Genomic DNA, 21,102 nt, shown 5'->3' with positions numbered 1-21,102 from the left:
GCGGCCACGGGCGCAGCGGCCACGGGCGCAGCGGCCACCGGCGCAGCGGCCACCGGCGCAGCAGCCACCGGCGCAACCGCCACGGGCGCAGCGGCCACGGGCGCAGCCGCCACCGGCGCAGCCGCCCTCGCCCGCTGGAGCCTTAGCCCCGCCCAAACCGCGGCAACCGAGGCCGCGCTGGCTTACCTGAATGCTCCGCCCACGCACAAACCATCGGCCCGCCGCAGATTTCTCTTATGGGCCGTTACCGGCGCGGGCAAGACCGAAATGATTTTTCCGCTCATCGAGTCGTGCCTCGCCCGCGGCGGCCGAGCGCTTATTGCCACGCCGAGAAGGGACGTCGTGCTGGAATTGGACCCGCGTATTCGCAAGGCATTTCCGGAAGCGGGTGTCGTTACCCTTTATGGCGGCAGCGAGCAGCGCTGGGAGCAGGGAGAAATTACGCTCGCGACGACGCATCAGCTTTTTCGTTTTCGCGAAGGGTTCGATCTTGTCGTCGTTGACGAAATTGATGCTTTTCCTTATCACGGCGATCCAATGCTCCATTATGCGGCGGAGAATGTACGCTCGCCAAGCGGTGCCCACGTCTTGCTCTCCGCGACACCGCCGGCGGCGCTGCGAATGGAGGCCAGGTTCGGCCGACTAGCGCATGTGCGCGTCCCGGTTCGTTTCCACCGCCACCCGCTGCCCGTTCCAACTTTGCTCCGGATACCTCCCGTGCATAAGCTGCTGAAGCAGCAGAGCCTTCCGCGCAGCCTGGTCGCGGCTTTGCGACAGTCCCTGGACCGCGGCGCGCAGCTCTTCGTATTCGTGCAGCACATCCGCAACGTCGAGCCGCTTGCCGCCATGCTGAGGAGCAGGTTTCCGGGCGTCGCAATCGAAGGTACGTCCTCGCAGGACCCTGAACGTGCCCGGAAAGTCCAACAATTTCGGGAGCGGACCATCCGTCTGCTTGTCACCACGACCATTCTTGAACGGGGCGTCACCGTTCCGAAGAGCGATGTGTTTATACTCGACGCAGACGGCAAGCTGTTCGATGAGGCATCGCTGATTCAGATGGCCGGGCGGGCAGGCAGATCCAAGGACGATCCCGCGGGTAGAGCGTACTTCTGTGCCTCGGCACGTACTCGTGCTCAACAATCTGCTATTGCCCAAATTCGGTCTATGAACCGGATGGCCAAACGCAAAGGGTATTTGATCGGCAATGAACGGAAAGAAGGTGATAAGGTCAATGCCTTCAAACGATAACCCGATATGGCGAGCGCTTCGGCAGGCGGTGCCAAGGATTACTTCCTTGCTCGCCTCAGGCGGCGGATCATGCCTCATATGCGGCGGCCGTCGAGATGCCAGCATGCAGGGCGGCTTTGCTTCCCTATGCCATGCCTGCTATCGAAGCATACCGTGGATTGTCCGCGTGCACTGCCCGGTCTGCGGCCGTCCGGCGAATTGTCCCGACTGCGTTCGACGTACGCATGCCGCCATTATCGTCAATCGCTCGGCAGTGCGCTACGACGCTATCATTCGGGAATGGCTGGCCTTGTATAAATACCATGGACATGAAGCGCTCGAGCCTTTGCTCGGCGAGATGCTCACAGCCGCTTATCGCGGGCTGCAAGCCGAGTATGCCCGGCAAGCCCCGGATGCTGCACCGCTGCGTTTTGACGCCGTTATCCCCGTGCCGGTCAGTGAGCCGCGGCTTCTCGAGCGGGGCTTTAACCAAGCGGAGCGGCTTGCCGCGCGGTTGGCCGCTTCCGAACAGCTGACGCTCCACGACGTTCTGCGGCGCACGCGCCACAGCGGTAAGCAGAGTATCAAATCACGCGGCGATCGGCTGCGCGATACGCGGAATTTATTCACGACCGACGGACAGGCATGGGACAGTCTGATTCATCATGTACAAGTTCGCTCATCTTCCGCGATCCCGCCGACGAGTCATTGCCGCCTGCTTCTCATAGACGATATCTATACGACCGGGAGCACGGTGCATGCTTGCGCCGATGCGCTCGCAACCGCTATGAGGCAGTCGTCCCTGGGCGCAACGCTTGAAATCTATTGCTTAACCTTGGCGCGATCCTAGCGATTTATACATAGCCCGACTGGGATTCGCGGAGACTCGCTGCCAAGCTGAGACCCTGCGAGCGCGCACGAATGTTACCCTTCCCGATACATGGTAAAAAAATAAGATGAATTTTGTCTTCTATTGCGTTAATATGAAGTCACAATTCGCTACCTTGGAAGGGAGCATAGACCGATGAATCTCGATAACTGCCCGCGCTGCGGGAAATTGTTCGCCAAGAACTTCCGAGACGTTTGTCCGGCCTGCATCAAAGCGATCGATAATGAATACGCGCTGTGCTCGGACTATCTCCGTAAACAAAAAAGCGCCAACATTACCGAGTTGTCCGAAGCGACGGACGTAAGCATCAAGCAAATCACGAAGTTTATCAAAGAAGGCCGGATCTCGTTGATGGGAGCGCCGAACCTCATGTACCCGTGCGAAATGTGCGGCACGCTGATTCGCGAGCATAACCAGTGCGAGAGCTGCAGGGCGAAGCTGCTGCACGAAGTGAATAAAGTGCGGCCGGACATAGCCGCGAAGGAAAACGAAGACAAAGCGCCGACTTCCGCCGCGTCCGTCTATCGTATTATGGATCGAAAGCGTTACTAGCACGCGATATACGGCCGTTCCGCCCGGTGAGGAGAATCTTAGCGAATCTCTTTGCGGGCTTTTTTGTCTGACAAACATTGACTATAAATAAATCCATGAAACTGCCGATAATAGTTGTAATGGCGAATCGGTTTTTTGAATTGTTGGAGGTGTTAACGTGAAGATCAATCATACACAGCGGATCAATGCCGTGAATCCGTACCAGAAGCAAAATGATCAGCAAACCGCGGGCTTGAGCCGCAAGCGCAAAACGGACGAGGTTCAGATTTCCGCCGAAGCGCAGGGGCTGTTGTCCGACAGCCGCGTCAACGACCCGGAACGGGCCAAGCGCATCGACGATCTTAAGTCTTCCGTCGGCTCCGGAACCTATCATGTGGAATCGGGCAAGATCGCAGAGAAGCTGCTGCCGTATTTTAAAAATTCTAAACAAGAATAGGTGAGTTTTCGTGAACGTCGAAACCATTATCGCCACGTTGGAGGAGCAAGCGGCTATTTACGATCAGCTGCTTGCCTTGGCGAATGAGAAAACCCCTTATCTCGTTCATAATCAAGTAGATTCGCTGAATGCCGTCATTGCGAAGGAACGGAAGCTGTTGAAGACGGCCGAAGAGCTGGAGCAGCAGCGCATGAGACTCTCGGGACAGTATTTCACGGGGATCGGCATGCTTCGTTATAAGGGCGGCAAGATCAGCGAGATGATTCGTACGGTGACGTCTTCCCAGGATAAAGCGCGCTTGACCCAGCTTCATACGGACCTTACGAGAACGCTTGATGAGTTGAAGCATGTCACCCTGCTTAATCAACAGCTTATCGAGCACTCCTTGAAGTTTATTGATTACTCGATCGATTTATTAAGCGAGGATCCGACCAATGATTATACTTACCAGCATCCGCAGAGTAACGCGTACGGTAAATCCTCGCAAGCACGATACGACCAAAGAAGATGATTGAGGGAGGCTGCCGGAATGGCATCGACATTTCATAGCATCGAGACGGCAAAGCGCAGCTTGTTCGCGACGCGCAGCGGTTTAGGCACGCTCGGCCATAATATCGCGAATGCCAACACGGAAGGGTACTCGCGGCAAAGAATCGATTTGCGGGCAAGCAGGCCGATTGAAGCCTTCGGCATGTCTCACTCGACAGCGGCGGGTCAGATCGGCACGGGCGTGGAGGCTGTCGCGATCAACCGCATTCGCAGCTCTTTCCTTGACGTGCAGTATCGCGACGAGAACAAATACGTGGGCAACTGGGAAGTCCGTTCCGATACGCTGGGCAAACTCGAGGCGGTGGTGAACGAGCCTTCCGATACGGGCATCCGCACGGTATTGGACCGATTCTGGACGGCATGGTCCGATCTCAGCAAAGACCCCGAGAATACGACGAACCGCGAAATCGTCAAGCAAACCTCGCTTGCGCTCGTCGATTCGTTTAACCAGACCAGCAAGCAGCTGCAAAGCATCAGCGACGACTTGACGGGATCGATCGACACGAAAGTACAGCAGGCGAATGTGCTCCTTCATTCCATCGGAGACTTGAACGCCCAGATCAAGCGCATCGAGTCGCTCGGCGACAGCGCCAACGATCTGAGGGACCAGCGTGATCTTTATTCCGATCAGCTGTCCAAAATGATGAACGTCAACGTGTCCGAGTCCACGGACGGTTATAACATATCCATGGGCGGCACGCCGCTGGTTCAAGGAACGCAGGTAACGGATCTGACGGCTGCATCGGTGGAAGGCGCCTATTCGTCCGGCGATCTGAACAACGGCGAATTTTACGGGCTGATTACCTCCCGGGACGTATACGTGAAGGGCTACCAAGATCAGCTGGATACCATCGCCAAGACGCTCGCCGAAGGCGAAATTCAGGTGACCATCCCAAAAGGCGCGATGTACAACGGCGTGACGCTTACCAATGATCAGGTCGTAACCGTCAACGGCATCAACGGCCTGCATAAGCTTGGCTTTACGAACGAAGCGGGCGCCACGCGAGGGGATGATTTCTTCACCTTCGATACGACTTCGGGCGCTGCGGGAATAACGGCGGGCAGCATTCGCTTGAATCCGGCGATCGTGACGGACAGCAACAAGATCGCGGTATCGATGCGCACGGAAACGACCGGTTCCGGCGTCTCCGTCGTGAAGGGCAACAATGCGCTGGCACTGTTGATTTCACAGATGAAGGACGGCAAGTTCTCGTTCGATGAAACCGCTACCGGTGGACCCGTTACCAGCACGACGATGGGGACGTTTTATAATTCCATGGTCGGAGCCATCGGCATACAAGCGCAGGAAGCCAATCGTCAGTACGAGAACGCGACGACGATGATGACGCAGGCCGAGAGCAGCCGGCAATCCGTAAGCGGCGTCTCGCTCGACGAAGAGATGTCGAACATGATCGTTTTTCAGAATGCATACAATGCCGCGGCGCGGTTTATGACCGTTATTGACGAGACATTGGATAAATTGATCAACAGCACCGGAACCGTAGGCCGGTAAGTCTAGGAGGTAAGAGAAATGTCAATGCGCGTAACCCAAAATATGACGAGCTCCAGACTGATTCAGAACTTGAATGCGAATATGCGTAAAATGGCGATCCAGCAGGATCAAATCTCGACGGGGCGGAAGATCAATAAACCATCCGATGACCCTGTCGGATTGACGTACGGCCTGCGTTACCGCTCCGACCTGACGGCTAATGACCAATACCAGGACAACGTCGCTTCGTCGCTGTCTTGGCTCGATTTTTATGACTCGCAGCTGGATCAAGCTACACAGGTGCTGCAGCGCGTGAACGACCTTGCCGTGCAAGCGGGTACGGGGACGAATACGCCGGAATCTCTCGAGGCGATCAATAAAGAGATTACGGAATTGAAGAAACAGATGTCGGATATCGGCAACAGCAGCTTCAACGGCAAATACGTATTCAGTGGGCAAATGTTCGATCAGCCGCCGTTTCCGGATGGCACGGATCCTAAGACAGTAACGGCGGACAATGGCGGAGTTACTTATGAAATCGGCCAAGGCATCACGATGGACGTCAACCTGACGGCTAACCAAGTGTTCGGGGCTGCTGACGCCGCTGGTACGACCGATAACGTATTCTCGATCTTCGATCGTTTGTCCTCTGCCCTGCAGTCCAGCAATTACGGGGCGGTATCGGCGGAGATCGATAACGTGAAGTCGCGGATGAACCAAATCATCTCCGCGCGCTCCGAGAACGGCGCGAAAACCAACCGTGCAGAGCTGATGCAAAACCGAATGGAACAGATGGAAGTCGATCTGACCTCGCTGCAGTCCAAAACGGAAGATGCGGACATGGATCAGCTTTATATCGACTCCTCGGTGAGCCAGAATATTTATCAGGCTTCATTGTCCGTAGGGTCCAAGATCATTACGCCTTCTCTCGTAAACTTCCTGAATTAAGATGAGACTGCCGCAGCTGCAAATCACGAGCCAGCGCGCCGTGCTGGGCATTCAGACGGAATGGGGCACGAGGACGATCCATTCGCCGCGAGCCGAAGTGCAGGTCAGCACGGATCGGCCGCCAATCGAGATTCAGTCTTATCGTCCGGTCATGAGCATCGATCAGAGCGCGACTTGGGATGCCATTATCGGCCCCAAACCGGAGCAACTGGCCCAGCGGTTGGTTTCGCAGACGACGAGTTATGTTCAGCAGCATATTCAGTCCGTGAATGCGAAGTGGAGGAACATCGCGGATCTGGCCCACAACAAAGAGAATCCGATTCCGAATCTGGCGTATGCCGAGATTACAAGGGATCGGCCCGCTCTGCCGGTCTATGGTTCGCCCTCCAGGATGAATACCCGGGTCCAGTTCGACGTTCGAAAGCCCGATATCGAGACAAAGCCGTGGAAGGTTCATATCGACGTGCAGCCTCACCAAGAACCGGACATTCAATTTACGCCGGGCAAGGTCCGCTATACGATGGAACAATACCCGAAGGTGACGGTTACGCCGCCGCCGATCGTCGATTTAATGGTATAATTGAAACTATGATATCTCATGGAAGCTATAGCATCGTGCATGCTATAGCTTTTTAGCTTTTCCTAATTTAAATGGCTATGGCTATGAAGACGAGGTGCTGACACGATGATTATTCAAACAAGCCGATTTGGGCAGTTGGAGATCGAAGACAATGAAATTATTCAATTCCCGCAAGGAATCCCCGGATTTCCGGAATACAAGCCCTATACGCTCATTTCAGTAGAGGACAGCCCGTTTTATTTCCTTCAGTCGGTGGAAGAAGGAAGCTTGTCGTTCGTGCTGGTATCGCCTTTCGAATTCTTCCCCTCATACGAGTTTGAACTGAGCGCGGATGCGCTGCATGAGCTGGGTCATCCTGCCCGGGAAGATGTACGCGTGCTTAATATCGTAACGGTAAAAGACGACATCGAAGAAGCGACGGTAAATCTCGCGGCCCCGATCGTTTGGAGCGGCGCGACGCGAGCGGGCATTCAAGTCATTCTGCAGGATGCATCGTATCGCACGAAGCATCTGCTGTTCCAATCCAAGGCCGGCGCAGAAGAGGAGGAGACTCCATGCTAGTGCTCAGCCGCAAGAAAGGCGAAACGATCATGATCGGCAACGATATCGAGCTGACGGTACTAGAGGTCACGCCCGATGGCGTCAAGCTGGGCATCTCCGCTCCGAAGGAGATCGGCATTCTACGTAAAGAGTTGTTCGCGGCGACCGCAACGACGAATAAAGACGCGCTTCATTCGCTTGATGCCCTTCAAAGCCTGCAGATACGATACAAGGAAATTAAAAATAAAGAAACTAGAAAATAGTACTAAATAATTAGATTTTCCCGCCGATATAAATAGTAGAGTTGATTAAGGGCGGCCGACCTTTCTTCAACTTTACCGCAAGGATGCGGGCTATTATTTATCTCAGGGAGGAACTTACTCATGATTATCAATCACAACATCAGTGCGCTTAACACGCACCGCAACATGGGCCTGAACAACACGGCTGCTTCCAAAAACATGGAGAAACTCTCCTCCGGTCTTCGCATCAACCGCGCTGCCGACGACGCTGCAGGTCTTTCGATCTCCGAAAACATGCGCGGTCAAATCCGTGGTCTTGAGCAAGCTCAACGCAACACGCAAGACGGAATCTCGTTCGTACAAACGGCTGAGGGTGCTTTGAACGAAGTATCCGCAATGCTTAGCCGTATGAAAGAGTTGACTGTTCAAGGTATGAACGGTACGTACCAATCGGCTGACCAAGCTAACATCTCGGCTGAGATGACTGCTTTGACTTCCCAAATCAGCAACATCGTTACGAACACGACGTTCAACGGCATCAACATTACTGCCGGCGCATCGATCGTTACGGACGACAAAGGTACGGTTATCTCGATCGGTTCGATCACGACTTCTTCCTTCACTGGAACCGGCGTATCGTACACTGCTGATGCTGCCGGTCTGTCGGCGGTTAACGCTGCTATCACGGCTGTTGCTTCCGAGCGTGGTAAACTGGGTGCGATCCAAAACCGTCTCGAGTACACGTCCAACAACTTGGGCACGACGACTGAGAACCTGACGGCTTCCGAATCCCGTATCCGCGATACCGATATGGCGAAGGAAATGGTCAACCTGACAAAAAACAACATCTTGCTGCAAGCTTCGCAATCGATGCTGGCACAAGCCAACTCCGCGCCGCAAGGCGTACTGTCGTTGCTCCGTTAATCGACGGTTCATCAGTAGAAGCAGAAGAGGTCTTAGATGCTTATCTAAGGCCTCTTTTCAATTTATTACGAGGTGGTTTATGGATGAATAGCAGCATAGCTCTCGTCATGATCGTGCGTAATGAGGAAGCGACTTTGGCCCGTTGCTTGGAGAGCGCCGTCCAACATGTAGAGGAAATCATCATCGTGGACACGGGTTCGACGGATAAAACAAAACAGATCGCGGAACGCTTCGGTGCTCGAATTTTCGATTATGCATGGGGTGATGATTTCGCGGCTGCTCGTAATTATGCGTTGGACCAATCGACGTCGACATGGAATTTGGTGCTGGATGCCGATGAATATATTACGGCGATGGACAGAACGATTCTTATACAAACACTGAGTGAACAAGCATGCTTAGGCCGAATTACGATCGTCAGCCTGACATCGGAGCAAGGCGAGCAAAATGAAGCACGAGGTTACATTACGCGCCTGCTCCCGGCCGGAGTTCGGTTTGAGGGACGTATCCATGAACAGGCAAAATCCGATTTGCCGCGGATGAACGTACCGATTACCGTGCTTCATGACGGCTATTTGTGTCGCAGCAAGTCGGAACGAAATATTCCATTATTGTTGGCGGAGTTAAAGAATAACCCGAATAATAGTTATATTTATTTTCAATTGGGAAGAGAGTATCAAGGCCTTCAAGAGTTGCAGCAGGCTAGCGAATATTTCGAAAAAGCACTTAACCTGCTGAACGGCGAGGAAAGATATGCGCCTAACGTGGCGGTTCATTATATATATGCCTTAAAGGAAATCAAACGATATACCGAGGCATTGAAGCTTATTCAAAAGAACTACGGTTGGCTTGCGACCTTCCCGGATTACCATTTTGCATGCGGCATTTTTTATTTAGACCTCGTGATGAGCGATCCCGGTCAATACATGACCTTCTTGCCGGAAATAGAAGCTTCTTATAAGAGAAGCATCGCTATCGGAGAGTCGGATCGGTATGACACGGTCTCCGGTACAGGTTCCTATCTGGCACTATACAATTTGGCCATGTATTACGAAACGTTCGGAAGAATGGGCGAAGCGGTGCATTGTTTAAAACGGGCGACGAATCTGGGCTATGAGAAAGCAAAAATCAGGTTGACAAATCTGGGCTATGAGAAAGCAAAAATCAGGTTGACAAATCTGGGCGTATAACCGATGTCATATTAAGTAAATGGCGGCTTATACCGATAAATAGAATAAGAACGAAATGTCGGGGGGAGCATGCAGCTATGTCAATGAATGTATCTTCGGTTAACTCAAGTAAATTTATTTCTTCTGATTTGAGCCTGGGCACGCAAAGTCCCGATAGCGCAGCGCAGTCCGGTGATCAGGGGGTCAGTTCCTTGATTAATACAACGGAGAGCATGCAGCTGGCAGAGCTTCGCGGCGCAAAGATTTCGGCAGGCGACGAACAGAAGATCAAGATGCTCGATAAGGCCATTAAAGCCATGGAAGGGCCCAAGACAAGCCTTCATCTATCGGTACATAAAGAAACCAATACCATTATGATTAAAGTCATGGATAAAGATACGGGGGATTTGATTCGCGAGATTCCGCCGGAGAAAACATTGGACGTAGCGGCTAAGCTTATGGAGATTGCGGGGATCTTGGTCGATCACAGGATTTAATTTAAGGAGGGAACGGCATGACGGTACGGATTACGGGGCTTTCTTCGGGCATGGACGTCGACGCGATGGTCAAAACCTTGATGAAGGCGGAACAAGGCAAGAAGGACAAGCTGGTTCAGCAACAAACCTCCCTTCAATGGAAGCAGGAGGCATATCGCGACGTCTCGACGTCGCTCGTAGACTTTCGCCAAAATAAAATGAGCAATTATAATTTGAACTCCATTCTGACGGCGAAGAAAGCGGACGTAACCGGAAATACGTCGGCTGTATCCGTTACTTCTACGGACAGTACGTTCAAAGGCAATCTCTCGGTAACGGTGAACGCTCTTGCTCAAGCCGCGGTGAACGTCTACGATACGAAGACGCCACCTGCAGCTAGCACGGACCCTGCCTTAGGGGAACTGTTCGGTGGGACTTACGTTCCAGGGGTTAACGCATCAGATGCGATCAAGCTGACAGTGAACGGCAAGGATTTTAATTTCACCAAGGGCGATACGATCAGCAGCGTGATCTCGAAGATAAATGCCGATAAGAGTGCCAATGCGACCGTCATGTACGCGGGCGGGAAGCTGTCGGTTTCAAATAATAATACCGGGGATTTCTCGAGCGTTCAAAAAAACGCGACGCTTAGCGTAGACGGAGCCTCCCAGACGGCAACCAGTACAATTGCCGGTAGTGACGCGAAATATACCGTGAACGGGCTTGCGATGACTTCCTCGACGAACAATGTAACGGTTAACGGCGCCAATATGCAGCTGAAGTCCGTGTCGGGTTCGGGAGGCGCTTCCGTAATCTCGTCATCCGTCGATACGGATAAAATCGTAAATGCCATTAAGTCGTTCATCACCGATTATAATGCCATTCTCGATCAGGTGAACGGCAAGCTGAAGGAAGCGGTATATCGCAAGTACCAACCGTTGACGCAAGAAGAGGAAGACGCCATGAGCGATAAGCAGGTGGAATTGTGGGAATCTAAGGCCAAGAGCGGTCTCCTAAGCAATGATTCTACGTTGTCTTCCATGATCAGCAGCATGCGGTCGATGATGGTGACAGGGTTCGACGATGGCAAAGGAAACAAAATCAGTCTGCAATCCATCGGCATCACGACCGGACAGTGGACCGATTACGGCAAACTTGTCATCGGCGACGAGAAGAAGTTGCGCGAGGCTATCGAGGCCAATCCGGACGGCGTCGCAAAGTTATTCACGGCAACCGGCGCCGATCCGAAGAACCCGACCAGCACGGACTCCGGTATTTTTTCCAAAATCAACACTACGGTACTGACTGCGTTGCAATCGTTATCTACCAATGCCGGTACTTCGGTGTACAGTGCAGATAAGAACAGCTCGTTTATCGTGAATTCCTCGGTTGGCGAGCAATTGCGGAGCATTGCAAAGAAAATTACTGATCAAGACGCATATCTAAAACGCAAAGAAGATCAATACTATGCGCAGTTCTCGGCGATGGAAACAGCCATGAATAAGTACAGCTCCCAGTCGATGGCATTTTCCAACTATTCATAATCAATAAGGAGGATACGGTAGGATGTTATCACCTCAACAAAAATACCAGCAGTTGTCGGCACAAACCGCAACGCCGATCCAACTTGTATTGATGTTATACGATGGAGCCATTCGCTTCTCAAAGCAAGGTATTGAAGGTATCGAACAGAAACGATACGATGTGGCCAATACATTCCTTTGCAAGGCGGAGGCTATTGTTCATGAACTTATGGGTTCGTTGAATTTTAGTTATGAAATCTCGCAGAGCCTTTCGCAGATTTATGAGTACGTGCTGCATAACTTAATCCAAGCGAATCTGAAGAAGGACGTTTCTCTGGTTCACGAAGCTCTTGTCCATCTTCAGGAACTGCGCGAAGCATGGAGACAAATTTCGAAAACAGCCGTTGCTGTCGGCAACTAGGAGCGAATCATGGGCAATGCAGCGATAGAGAGACTTCACGAAGAGGCTGCCGCTATTATGGACCTGCTTGCGGATGTGCCGTACGAACGCCTCGTTCAACTGGTTGAGTTAAGAGAGAGTACCTTGATGAATCTTCAGGAAACTCCTGTCTTGGATGAGAACGACCGGATGCTGATTCGACAGCTCATGAAATTCGACGGTTGCATGTTGAAACGCATGCAGGAGCTGAAAGAAGAGGCTTCCGAGCGAATCAGTAAGATTCAATCCTCCAAGATGCAAAAGCAAGTTTATGAAAATGATGCGTTCGAAGGCGGGTTTTTCTTCGACAAACGCAAATAAACACGATAATTGCAGAAAACCCCCTGCATTAAACGGATCGTATCCATCCGTTTGATGCAGGGGGTTTCGTTATAATTGTATTTTATTTTAGGAGCTGAGCGAGAGCGGGTATTTTTTTGTAAAAAGCTAATTTGTCACCGTATCTTTGAATGAACGCTCGTTTCCGGGCCGGCTCTTTGCAGTAACGCAAATAAAGCGTGTAATTGCGAAGCGATTCCGGCTTCAAGGCGATTGCGGCTTGGAGGAACTCGAGTCCATCGTCGAGGTAGTCGTGATAGAGATGGTAGATCGCCAAATTTTCCAGGCTGGCCGCGTTTAATTCATTATTCTTAAGCAGAATGGAATAATAGTTCATGGCTAGATCATGCTGATGGTTGGCATAGAAAAAGTTGGCCAGCGCATTCGTGGTCTCGGAGTTGGCATATGCATTAACGAGTCGGTCATAGAGTTCGTAAAACTGATAGAGATAGGTTTTGGTCAGAAGTTCAAAGATATGAATATTATGTTCGCTTTCATTGCCATGAATGATGCGCTGGAACACTTGTATGTGCGCGTAGGACTCGTGATCTTCACCGATCGAAAGCCTTTCAAAATAATCTTCACTCCAAACGAGCGAACCGAGCGCTATGGTTACGAGTTCCTCGAACTGCAACGATTCTTTCCGATTCCTTCGTTCAATCAGCGATTTGAATTCTTCTTGGTTCTGATGCAGAAGTGCAAAATTCAAGGCATCCAGCGATTTCAATTCTTTCGCTGCGCTGCCGAGCTTCTCGTAGGCATAAACGGCTAATTCCGCCTTCCCGAGCACGAGCGAAGTCTTTAGAAGAAAGATATCGTATTTTCGATCTTCAGCGGGATTTAAGCCTTTCAAAAGCTTCTGGATGTCCGCTGGCGATTGGAATAGCGACAAAAGCGTAATCAGTTGCTTCATGGCCCCGAAATCATAGGTATTTTGAATGAGCTGCTTGGTCAAATAGTAGATCGATTTCTCCGTATCGTCTTCAAACGAAGCGATTTCAGTCAGAATCCGAAGCGGAAAACCGGATGCATAATTCGGACTGTGGAGCCAGAACACGTGCGTGCGCTCGGCAAGCCGTTCCGCGGTTCGGTAGGCTTCCATATAGACTGTCTTGGCCTCGTCATACAATCCAATCTGGTAGTAAATCGATCCTTTTAATGAATTGTATTCCGGATAATGATTCCATGCCGATAGCTTGCCTTCGACTAACTGCCAGGCATCGTTAAACCGGTGAAGTTCCAAGTAGGTTTGAATCAATGAAATGACGGCACGCGGGTACCAGGAATGCGTGGCTTCCTGCGCTCCTTTTTGCAGGCTGCGGTCGTAATAATAAATGGCGCCTTGATGATCCCCTTGAATAGCTTTCTCGTTGCCGATGGTAAAGTAGTCGTAGGCGGTCAATCCGGCGCTTTTCTTCAGGTCATTGAAAATAGTCGCGTTACGGTTGAGCTTGTCTTTGACGGTAACGGTGTCTTTCAAATACCCGGTATGATACATGGAGCCGGGAGCCAAATGAAAACGGAGCTCCGTTCCGCCTTGGCAGTGTAGTTGTTCATGAATCGGCCGCGTGTAATAGATGCCCTGATTATTTGGAAATAGACGGGGCACCTCCGCAGTACTTACTGACGTGCTGTTTTGTTCGGATTCCCCGAGCAAATTAACGACGCTCAAAGCGTAAGCCAGGCCGGCTTCGGGGAGTTCGTTTTCCAAAAATTCGCGGAGCTTCACAGCTTCCGCAGGAGGGAAATATTCGTCCGCATCGATTACAAACACCCATTGGGAAGTAGCGCGCCGAATGCCCTCGTTCCGAGCAGCGGAAAAGTCGTTAATCCATTCAAAATCGTAGATATGTTCTGTATAGGCAGAGGCGATTTCTCTTGTTCGATCCGTCGAACCGGTATCGATAATGATGATTTCATCTGCAACGTCCTTGATACTGGCTAAGCATCGGTCAATCACGCTTTCTTCGTTTTTTACAATTAAGCATGCGGTAACTAAGTTGTTCATTTATGTAATCCACCTAACATAAGAGGTTATACCTATACTTCGTCATATTCAGACTTGAATATTAGGCGGAGCGGATGATTTATGTTTTAGGATAATATTACCACCGCAATACGCCCTTAAGTCTGTGCAGGATGAAACCGATATAATAAATGTAAACTATGCTAGATAGACAGCATATTTCGAGACTTAGGGGCGTGAACAGATTGTCGCAAGTATTGCATGATGATTTAGACGGAATTGTCGCGGATCCAAACGTTCCATGGGGAGATCTGCGAGACAGCGTCATTCTAGTTACGGGTGCGACAGGGGCAATCGGAGCACTCCTAGTTCAAGCATTATCTGCAGCGGACACGAGGCACCGACTCGGTCTTCATATATTGGCGCTTGGCAGAAACGAAGATAAGGCCAGGACGCTTTTTGACAAGCTGAACCATGTGGAATTTGTACAACACGACATCCGAAATCCTTTGAACATAGATGGGCCTGTAGACTATATCGTTCATGGCGCAGCGGTAACGAGATCGGCCGATATGGTGGGCAATCCGATTGGCGTGATAGAAACTGCATTAAGTGGCACGGAGAACATATTGGTGCTTGCAAAGAATAAGCAATCCAAGAGTATGGTTTATCTGTCTTCAATGGAAGTATACGGACTGACGGACCCATCACTTGATTGGGTAAAAGAGGACGATCTTGGCTATATCAATCTTAAGAGCCCGAGAAGCAGCTACCCGGAAAGTAAGCGTATGTGCGAGTGTCTATGCAACTGTTCCTTCGCTCAATACGGAATCCCGGTCAAGGTAGCTCGCTTGGCACAAACTTTTGGCGCAGGATTCCCGAATGACGACCCTCGAATTTTCGCGCAGTTCGCTCGGAGTTCAGTAGCAGGTACGGATATTGTGCTTCACACGGAAGGGAAATCTCGCGGCAATTATTGCTATGCTAGCGATGCGATTCGTGGTCTGATGCTGTTATTGCTAAGAGGCGAAGACGGTGAGACGTACAACATCTCCAACCCGGAGACGAGCATGACCATTCGGGAGATGGCAGAACTGGTTGCAAAGGATGTGAGCGGTGGCCGCGTCGCTTTTAAAGTGGACAAGCCCTCCAATGCCGCTAAGCACGGATACGCCCCGGATGTAACGATGAGGTTAAGTTCGGACAAGATAGGACGGCTCGGCTGGAGGCCCCGGTACGGACTTGCGGAGATGTACAAGCGAATGATCGAGGATTGGTATGAAGCTTCGAATGTGCTAGAAGAGCCGGGGGTAACGAAATGAGGAAGTACCATCAAGAGAAAGTGCTGGAACTCATCAAGACGTTAAGCGAAGCGCAACGGGAGCTCGCGCGACTAAAGGCTGAGCAGAACACGCGGGCGTTCATTGGGTTATTGGCCGATTGTCAGGATTTCGCCCTTCATGTCGGTCAGTATATCGATAAATTTGAAGGCGAGGGAACTCGGACTGTGTCCCTGCTGGAGAAGTATTGCGACATTCTCTATTACGCAAGCGTTGGTGCCGACAAAGGCGAAGATAATACTCCACATATCGACGCCTTGCAGGAACAGCTCAGAGAGATTGAGGGTAGTGTAAAGACCGAGCTTAAACAGAGCAAGATCGAGATCGCGTTTCTCCCCTATAAGGCCAGTATGTGGGATAGCTGCGAATCAATTTGGGTTGCAGCGAAAGAAGACCCGGAATGCGACGCATACGTTGTGCCGATTCCTTACTTTGACAGACTGCCTGGCGGAGCAGTCGGGCAGATGCATTACGAGGGCAATCAATTCCCGGACGATGTGCCAATTACGGATTGGCAGAGTTATAACATCGAGGAGCGTCGGCCAGACGTTATCGTCACGATCAACCCCTATGATGACAGTAACTTAATGACGATGGTTCATCCCGACTTCTTCAGCAAGCGAATCAAGGACCTGACGGAGATGCTTGTCTACGTTCCGTATTTCGTGAGCATGGACGATGTGGATGAGCATTTCTGCAAATGCGTGGGCGTCTTGTATGCCGATCGGGTAATCGTGCAATCGGACAAGATCAGGCAGACCTACGTTCGCGTGCTTCAACAATTCGAACGGGAGAATCGATGCGTAGGCATGTTCGGTAACGTGGAAGAGAAGATCGTTGCGCTCGGGTCGCCGAAGTTCGATAAAGTGGTGAACACGAAGCGCGAGGACTGCGATGTTCCGGATGAGTGGCGGAAACTAATCGAGCGTGCGGATGGTACAGAGAAGAAAGTTATTCTGTACAACACGTCGCTTGCTGCGCTGCTGGAAGGGAACGAGAAGGTTTTGAGTAAGTTACGCGACGTGATCGAGGTGTTTAAGAGACGGGAAGATGTCGTACTTCTGTGGCGCCCGCATCCCCTTAGTAAGTCCGCGTATCAGTCGATGCGTCCGCATCTGCGAGAAGAATACGAGCGAATTATTGAAGATTACAAACGGCAGCAGATCGGGATCTTTGACGATTCGGCTGACTTGCATCGTGCGATTGCATTGTCTGATGCGTATTATGGCGACGGGGGATCTATGATTGCGCTTTATGCGTGTACGGGGAAGCCGATGATGGCACAGTGGTTGGAATCCTCTACGTTGGCTGACGGGAATGTGCTTCTTAACACGGTTCATGACGATGGCGAATACTTGTGGGGGTCAACGTATAACTTTAACGGATTGTTCCGAGTCGATAAGAGTACTATGATTGCGGAGTATATGGGAATCTTTGCTGAGGACAATGTTCAATATCTCTATTTGGATTGCGTGGAACGGGATATGAAGCTGTATTTTGCTCCCTATTACGCAGATTACATTGGGATCTACGATAAGGTTAAACATGCGTTTGGAAAGCTAGAGTTTCATCATAAAGAGAGATTGAAGTGGCTTCGCTCAGGCGAGAACGAATTTTTCAATAGGGTCGTTCATTATCAGCAGTATTTGTTCTTCGTGCCCCATATGTATCCGGCGATTATACGCTATGATACAGAAAGCGGAGAATTGACCTATTGTTCCGATTGGGTCAATCATGTGGAGTATGCAGCTAAAAAGTCGCCTCATTGGCCGAAGTGGCAACAAACGTACGATTTTGATGGTCTGCTGTGCCCTGGAGGGCAGGTGGTCGGTTCTGAAATCGCCATCAATTTATATGTGTCGAATGAACTTATGTTCTTTGACATGCAGACGTTAACCTATCAATTTTATAAGATCGGAAAGCAAGAGGAACGCTATTTTGGCGTTTGTTACGATGGAGAAAACTATTGGCTGGCAGCTAGAAAAGGCAACTATGTCTTGAAATGGAAACGTGAAACACAAACATATCAAAAAATAGTGTTTTCGGATGATGTGGTAGCTGAAAGCTTGATTCATTATCGAGCACTTGTGTATTCCCATGGATATGTTTGGTTATTTCCTAATGAGGCTGGTAAAGCGTTTAAAATTGATGTAAATAACCACAGCATTCACGAAGCAAGCGAACTTGATCTGCCTGCAACAAGGGAATTAGGTTATCTCCATGTTAAGCGGAATGACAATACTATTGTCGCGTTGACAAGAAATGCGGTTTTACAGTGGGATATGATGAATCATCAGCATAAGCTGCAATCCATTTCGTTCGCGGATCAGGATTATGATACGATTATGAAATTAAAATTTACAGCAACGAGCAAACAGTTATCGAAAGTTCAGAACGTATTTAGTGCTATATATACGGATAATTTTGTGGGTTTGAATACGTTCTTGGATTACATTACACGGTTTAATCTATTCCCGTTTACTCGACCACGGGTTGAAAAGCAGCTTAATCATTGCCGTGAAATGACAAGTAATCTAGATGGAACGGCTGGACAAGCCATTCATACATTCAATAAGCAGAGCCTACTTACTGCCACTGGAGGTAAGCGATGAATACAGCCCTTATATTCGCAGGAGGCACCGGCCAACGAATGAACTCTCGCGCGAAGCCGAAGCAGTTTCTTGAACTGCATGGTAAACCGATCCTGTTGTATACGTTGGAGCATTTTGAACGTCATTCGGAGATCGATAATATCGTCATTGTTTGTCTGGAGAGTTGGATCGATGAGTTGAAGTTGTTATTGCGGCGGTATGAGATCGGTAAAGTAAAACAAATCATTCCAGGCGGCGGAACAGGACACGAGTCAATCTACAACGGCTTGGAAGCGTTAAGCGAAGTCTGTCAAGCAAATGATATTGTGTTGATTCACGACGGGGTGCGCCCGTTGATAACGGAAGAGTTAATTTCCGAAAATATCGCAAAGGCGAGAGAGTTCGGAACCGCAATCACGGTTGAGTCTGCAATTGAAAGCGTGATTCAGAGCAATACGGGCGATCGAATCGATGCCGTTCCTCCTCGATCCAGCATGTATGTTGCCAAAGCACCGCAAACGTTCCAATTTGAATTAATTTGGAAATATTATCAGCAATCGCATCAGGATGGCTTGCTATGCATTGATTCTGCTCAGATGTTAAGTATCTATCAGGTAGAGATGCATATGGTTAAGAGTCCGGCAAACAATATGAAGATTACAAGTCCGACTGACTACTATATCTTCCGTGCATTACATGAGGCATTGGAGAATCAACAGATCATAGGGATTTAAGAAGGGACAATCATGAAGATGTTGGATGAGCGACAGCAGGTGACCGAGGTATTCCAAGCAAGCTTCGGTAAATATCAGAATCAGAATATCGTGATCTACGGAATTGGAAAAAACACCGAGTATATTCTTGATTGCTGTTCAACATACAACATAATAGGTCTGATGGATGAAGCAAGAACAGGAGATACGATTTACGGGAAGCCGGTACTCACTTATGATCAAGCGGTTAAGTTGAATGTGGACATTATTATTATTGTGGCTCGCAGCAATAATTTGCGAATCATATATAGAAGGATTGGCGGCTTTTGTACTGCGCATTCAATTCGAGTTTATGATATTTACGGAAATCTGCAAGGACAAGATATTGCCCAGACCAAGTCCATGATTGCGTACAATGAGTTGGACGAGCAACGATTACGGTCGAAAATTATAGCTGCCGAAGTGGTGAGCTTCGACGTATTCGATACGTTGGTCATGCGGCAAACGCTGTACCCGCAAGATATATTTTATATTATGCAAGAAAGAATAGAGGAATCGGATGAACATACGGAGTCATTCGCAAACATTCGAATCAAAGCTGAACGAGAGTTATATAGAGAGGGATTGAATCCCAATCTGACGGCCATCTATAACAGAATTCAAGAGTTTCTTTTAATATCTGATGACCGAAAGCAGCAATGGCAAGAGCTTGAGGTTCGTATTGAGAGCGAGTACCTCTTAAGAAGAGAGTCGATGTGCGAGCTTCTTGCGTTCGCAACTTCATTAGGCAAGGAAGTCTATCTGGTCTCGGATATGTATTTGCCAAGACGCACGCTGTATCCGTTGTTATCGGCGTTAGGCATACGTGTCCAAGAAGATCATCTGTTTGTTTCTTGCGACTTCGGGGTGTCTAAAGAGGCTGGCCTTTTCAAAATTCTAACAGAGAAGACAGGTTATCGAAAGACGCTCCACATTGGGGACAATGAAGAAGCAGATATACGATCTGCCGAGCGTTATGGGATTCATGATACGTTTCATATCAAGAGTGCTTTGAACATGCTTGAAGATGGCTATGCGAATGAATTGTTAAAGTATGATAGCAAGTTAAGCAATAGGCTGATGATCGGGGAATTCATCGCACGGCAGCTTAATAATCCGTTCCTATACTCGGAGACGAATGGCAAATTCCGCGTCGATAGCCCTTATGAGATGGCCTATGCATTCATAGCACCAGTCGTGTACCGCTTCTTCAGCTGGATTGTAGCCAAGGCGAAGGAACTTGATTTAAACAGAATATTATTCAGTGCAAGAGATGGGTATCTGTTGGAGGCCATTAGCCAAACTTTGCGTAGCGCGCACGCCGACTTTCCTCGCACGCAGTATTTCTATACGTCCCGTGCTGCAGCAGTTCCAGCAGGATTGTACTCGGAGGAGGATATTCTGTTTGCAGCGCAGCTGGCATATTCAGGTTCGGTGTCGGACATGCTTCGGGACAGATTTCATTTGAAGGCAGATGACATTCAGCCGCGGGCGGATGAAAGCGATACGGATTATGTACGGAAACATAAACACGCAATCTTGCGACAGGCAGTCATCGCACGGGACTGTTATTCGCGTTACTTGGATTCAGTGGCTATTCCAAGCGGAGCTCGCGTCGGATTTTTTGACTTTGTATCTTCGGGAACGTGTCAGAGAATGTTATCCAATGTAGTTGATTTTGAGCTATACGGACTTTATTTCTCTCGGATTAATGCTCAGAGCCAGTATAAGTCCGATTCAAAAATTGAAGCGATGTATGACATTCCCAACATTTATGAACCGAGTTGGCACTTCCTTGATGACTATTTCTTTATGGAGAATATACTTACGTCCTTTGAACCCTCCCTCTTGGAATTCGATAAGGACGGGAAGCCAGTCTTTGCGACTGAGCATCGGACAGCAGAGCAATTCGATCATTTAACCGAAGTTCAGATTGCTATCAAAGATTACGTTCAAGAAACTAAGCTTCGGCTAGAGCAAATAGGCGAGGTGGATTTGGAGATTCCGGATCTGCTTATTCGCTCTTTGCGAGAGCAGTACAGCATCATGCGGACAAACTATTTCGAGACGGAAGCTTTAGTTGATGCGTTTACGAATCGAAACTTCAGTTTGAAGGAAGGGTGAACAG

The 21,102-nt window shown here is 49.7% G+C and carries 21 protein-coding genes; 20 read left to right on the top strand and 1 reads right to left on the bottom strand.

The genetic code is table 11. From position 1 onward, the window contains the following. From GT003_RS29755 to GT003_RS29680, 16 genes are all read left to right on the top strand, one after another. Window positions 1-1,248: helicase-related protein (locus GT003_RS29755; protein WP_161704884.1), on the top strand; the 1,248-nt coding region annotated here is incomplete at its 5' end. Between the two features lie 103 nt (window positions 1,249-1,351). Next, window positions 1,352-2,077, top strand: a complete 726-nt coding sequence (locus GT003_RS29750) for a ComF family protein (protein ID WP_161704882.1) — start codon at window positions 1,352-1,354, stop codon at window positions 2,075-2,077. Window positions 2,078-2,251: 174 nt separating this feature from the next. Continuing rightward, window positions 2,252-2,668 carry a TIGR03826 family flagellar region protein gene (locus GT003_RS29745; protein ID WP_161704880.1) on the top strand — a complete coding sequence of 139 codons (417 nt, stop codon included), beginning with the start codon at window positions 2,252-2,254 and terminating at the stop codon, window positions 2,666-2,668. Between the two features lie 157 nt (window positions 2,669-2,825). Next, a complete protein-coding gene (flgM, locus tag GT003_RS29740; protein ID WP_161704878.1) occupies window positions 2,826-3,104 on the top strand; it encodes a flagellar biosynthesis anti-sigma factor FlgM in 279 nt (92 codons plus the stop codon). Window positions 3,105-3,114: 10 nt separating this feature from the next. Then, entirely contained in the window at window positions 3,115-3,615 is a 501-nt protein-coding gene (locus GT003_RS29735) for a flagellar export chaperone FlgN (RefSeq protein WP_161704876.1), read from the top strand. A gap of 18 nt (window positions 3,616-3,633) precedes the next feature. Then, window positions 3,634-5,166 carry a flagellar hook-associated protein FlgK gene (flgK, locus tag GT003_RS29730; RefSeq protein WP_161704874.1) on the top strand — a complete coding sequence of 511 codons (1,533 nt, stop codon included), beginning with the start codon at window positions 3,634-3,636 and terminating at the stop codon, window positions 5,164-5,166. Window positions 5,167-5,184: 18 nt separating this feature from the next. Beyond that, complete coding sequence (gene flgL / locus GT003_RS29725; RefSeq protein ID WP_239565908.1) at window positions 5,185-6,093, top strand: flagellar hook-associated protein FlgL; 909 nt, start codon at window positions 5,185-5,187, stop codon at window positions 6,091-6,093. Window position 6,094: 1 nt separating this feature from the next. Then, window positions 6,095-6,673 carry a DUF6470 family protein gene (locus GT003_RS29720; RefSeq protein WP_161704871.1) on the top strand — a complete coding sequence of 193 codons (579 nt, stop codon included), beginning with the start codon at window positions 6,095-6,097 and terminating at the stop codon, window positions 6,671-6,673. Between the two features lie 105 nt (window positions 6,674-6,778). After that, window positions 6,779-7,234: a flagellar assembly protein FliW gene (gene fliW, locus GT003_RS29715; RefSeq protein WP_161704869.1), complete on the top strand. Its 456-nt coding sequence runs from the start codon at window positions 6,779-6,781 to the stop codon at window positions 7,232-7,234. Then, on the top strand, window positions 7,228-7,476 hold the full coding sequence (gene csrA / locus GT003_RS29710) for a carbon storage regulator CsrA (RefSeq protein WP_161704867.1): 249 nt from the start codon (window positions 7,228-7,230) through the stop codon (window positions 7,474-7,476). Before fliW ends, csrA begins: the two co-directional genes overlap by 7 nt. Before the next feature lie 120 nt (window positions 7,477-7,596). After that, a complete protein-coding gene (locus GT003_RS29705) occupies window positions 7,597-8,379 on the top strand; it encodes a flagellin N-terminal helical domain-containing protein (RefSeq protein WP_161704865.1) in 783 nt (260 codons plus the stop codon). Between the two features lie 83 nt (window positions 8,380-8,462). Continuing rightward, window positions 8,463-9,569: a glycosyltransferase family 2 protein gene (locus GT003_RS29700; RefSeq protein WP_161704863.1), complete on the top strand. Its 1,107-nt coding sequence runs from the start codon at window positions 8,463-8,465 to the stop codon at window positions 9,567-9,569. Between the two features lie 77 nt (window positions 9,570-9,646). Next, a complete protein-coding gene (locus GT003_RS29695; RefSeq protein WP_239565907.1) occupies window positions 9,647-10,045 on the top strand; it encodes a flagellar protein FlaG in 399 nt (132 codons plus the stop codon). A gap of 17 nt (window positions 10,046-10,062) precedes the next feature. Further along, window positions 10,063-11,568 carry a flagellar filament capping protein FliD gene (fliD, locus tag GT003_RS29690; protein WP_161704861.1) on the top strand — a complete coding sequence of 502 codons (1,506 nt, stop codon included), beginning with the start codon at window positions 10,063-10,065 and terminating at the stop codon, window positions 11,566-11,568. 22 nt (window positions 11,569-11,590) lie between these two features. Then, window positions 11,591-11,968 carry a flagellar export chaperone FliS gene (gene fliS, locus GT003_RS29685; RefSeq protein ID WP_161704859.1) on the top strand — a complete coding sequence of 126 codons (378 nt, stop codon included), beginning with the start codon at window positions 11,591-11,593 and terminating at the stop codon, window positions 11,966-11,968. Window positions 11,969-11,977: 9 nt separating this feature from the next. Beyond that, entirely contained in the window at window positions 11,978-12,307 is a 330-nt protein-coding gene (locus tag GT003_RS29680) for a hypothetical protein (RefSeq protein ID WP_161704857.1), read from the top strand. 82 nt (window positions 12,308-12,389) lie between these two features. On the opposite strand, the gene GT003_RS29675 is transcribed toward GT003_RS29680, so the two are convergent. After that, a complete protein-coding gene (locus GT003_RS29675; RefSeq protein WP_161704855.1) occupies window positions 12,390-14,333 on the bottom strand; it encodes a TPR domain-containing glycosyltransferase in 1,944 nt (647 codons plus the stop codon). 203 nt (window positions 14,334-14,536) lie between these two features. On the opposite strand from GT003_RS29675, the gene GT003_RS29670 reads away from it, so the two are divergent. Genes GT003_RS29670 through GT003_RS29655 form a run of 4 tightly spaced genes read left to right on the top strand, consistent with a single transcriptional unit; the run spans window position 14,537 to window position 21,098 of the window. Further along, window positions 14,537-15,613 (top strand): NAD-dependent epimerase/dehydratase family protein, encoded by a 1,077-nt coding sequence (locus GT003_RS29670; RefSeq protein WP_161704853.1) that lies wholly within the window; start codon window positions 14,537-14,539, stop codon window positions 15,611-15,613. Further along, on the top strand, window positions 15,610-18,243 hold the full coding sequence (locus GT003_RS29665; RefSeq protein WP_161704851.1) for a hypothetical protein: 2,634 nt from the start codon (window positions 15,610-15,612) through the stop codon (window positions 18,241-18,243). Before GT003_RS29670 ends, GT003_RS29665 begins: the two co-directional genes overlap by 4 nt. Beyond that, complete coding sequence (locus tag GT003_RS29660; protein ID WP_161704849.1) at window positions 18,240-18,956, top strand: IspD/TarI family cytidylyltransferase; 717 nt, start codon at window positions 18,240-18,242, stop codon at window positions 18,954-18,956. The genes GT003_RS29665 and GT003_RS29660 overlap by 4 nt, the downstream gene beginning before the upstream one ends. Before the next feature lie 12 nt (window positions 18,957-18,968). Beyond that, window positions 18,969-21,098: a hypothetical protein gene (locus GT003_RS29655; protein ID WP_161704847.1), complete on the top strand. Its 2,130-nt coding sequence runs from the start codon at window positions 18,969-18,971 to the stop codon at window positions 21,096-21,098. Window positions 21,099-21,102: the final 4 nt, after the last annotated feature.

The sequence above is a fragment of the Paenibacillus sacheonensis genome, assembly GCF_009909195.1.
Lineage (GTDB): Bacteria > Bacillota > Bacilli > Paenibacillales > Paenibacillaceae > Paenibacillus_Z > Paenibacillus_Z sacheonensis.
Note: the sequence above shows the minus strand (reverse complement) of the source record. Positions and strands in the feature narration are given on the sequence as shown.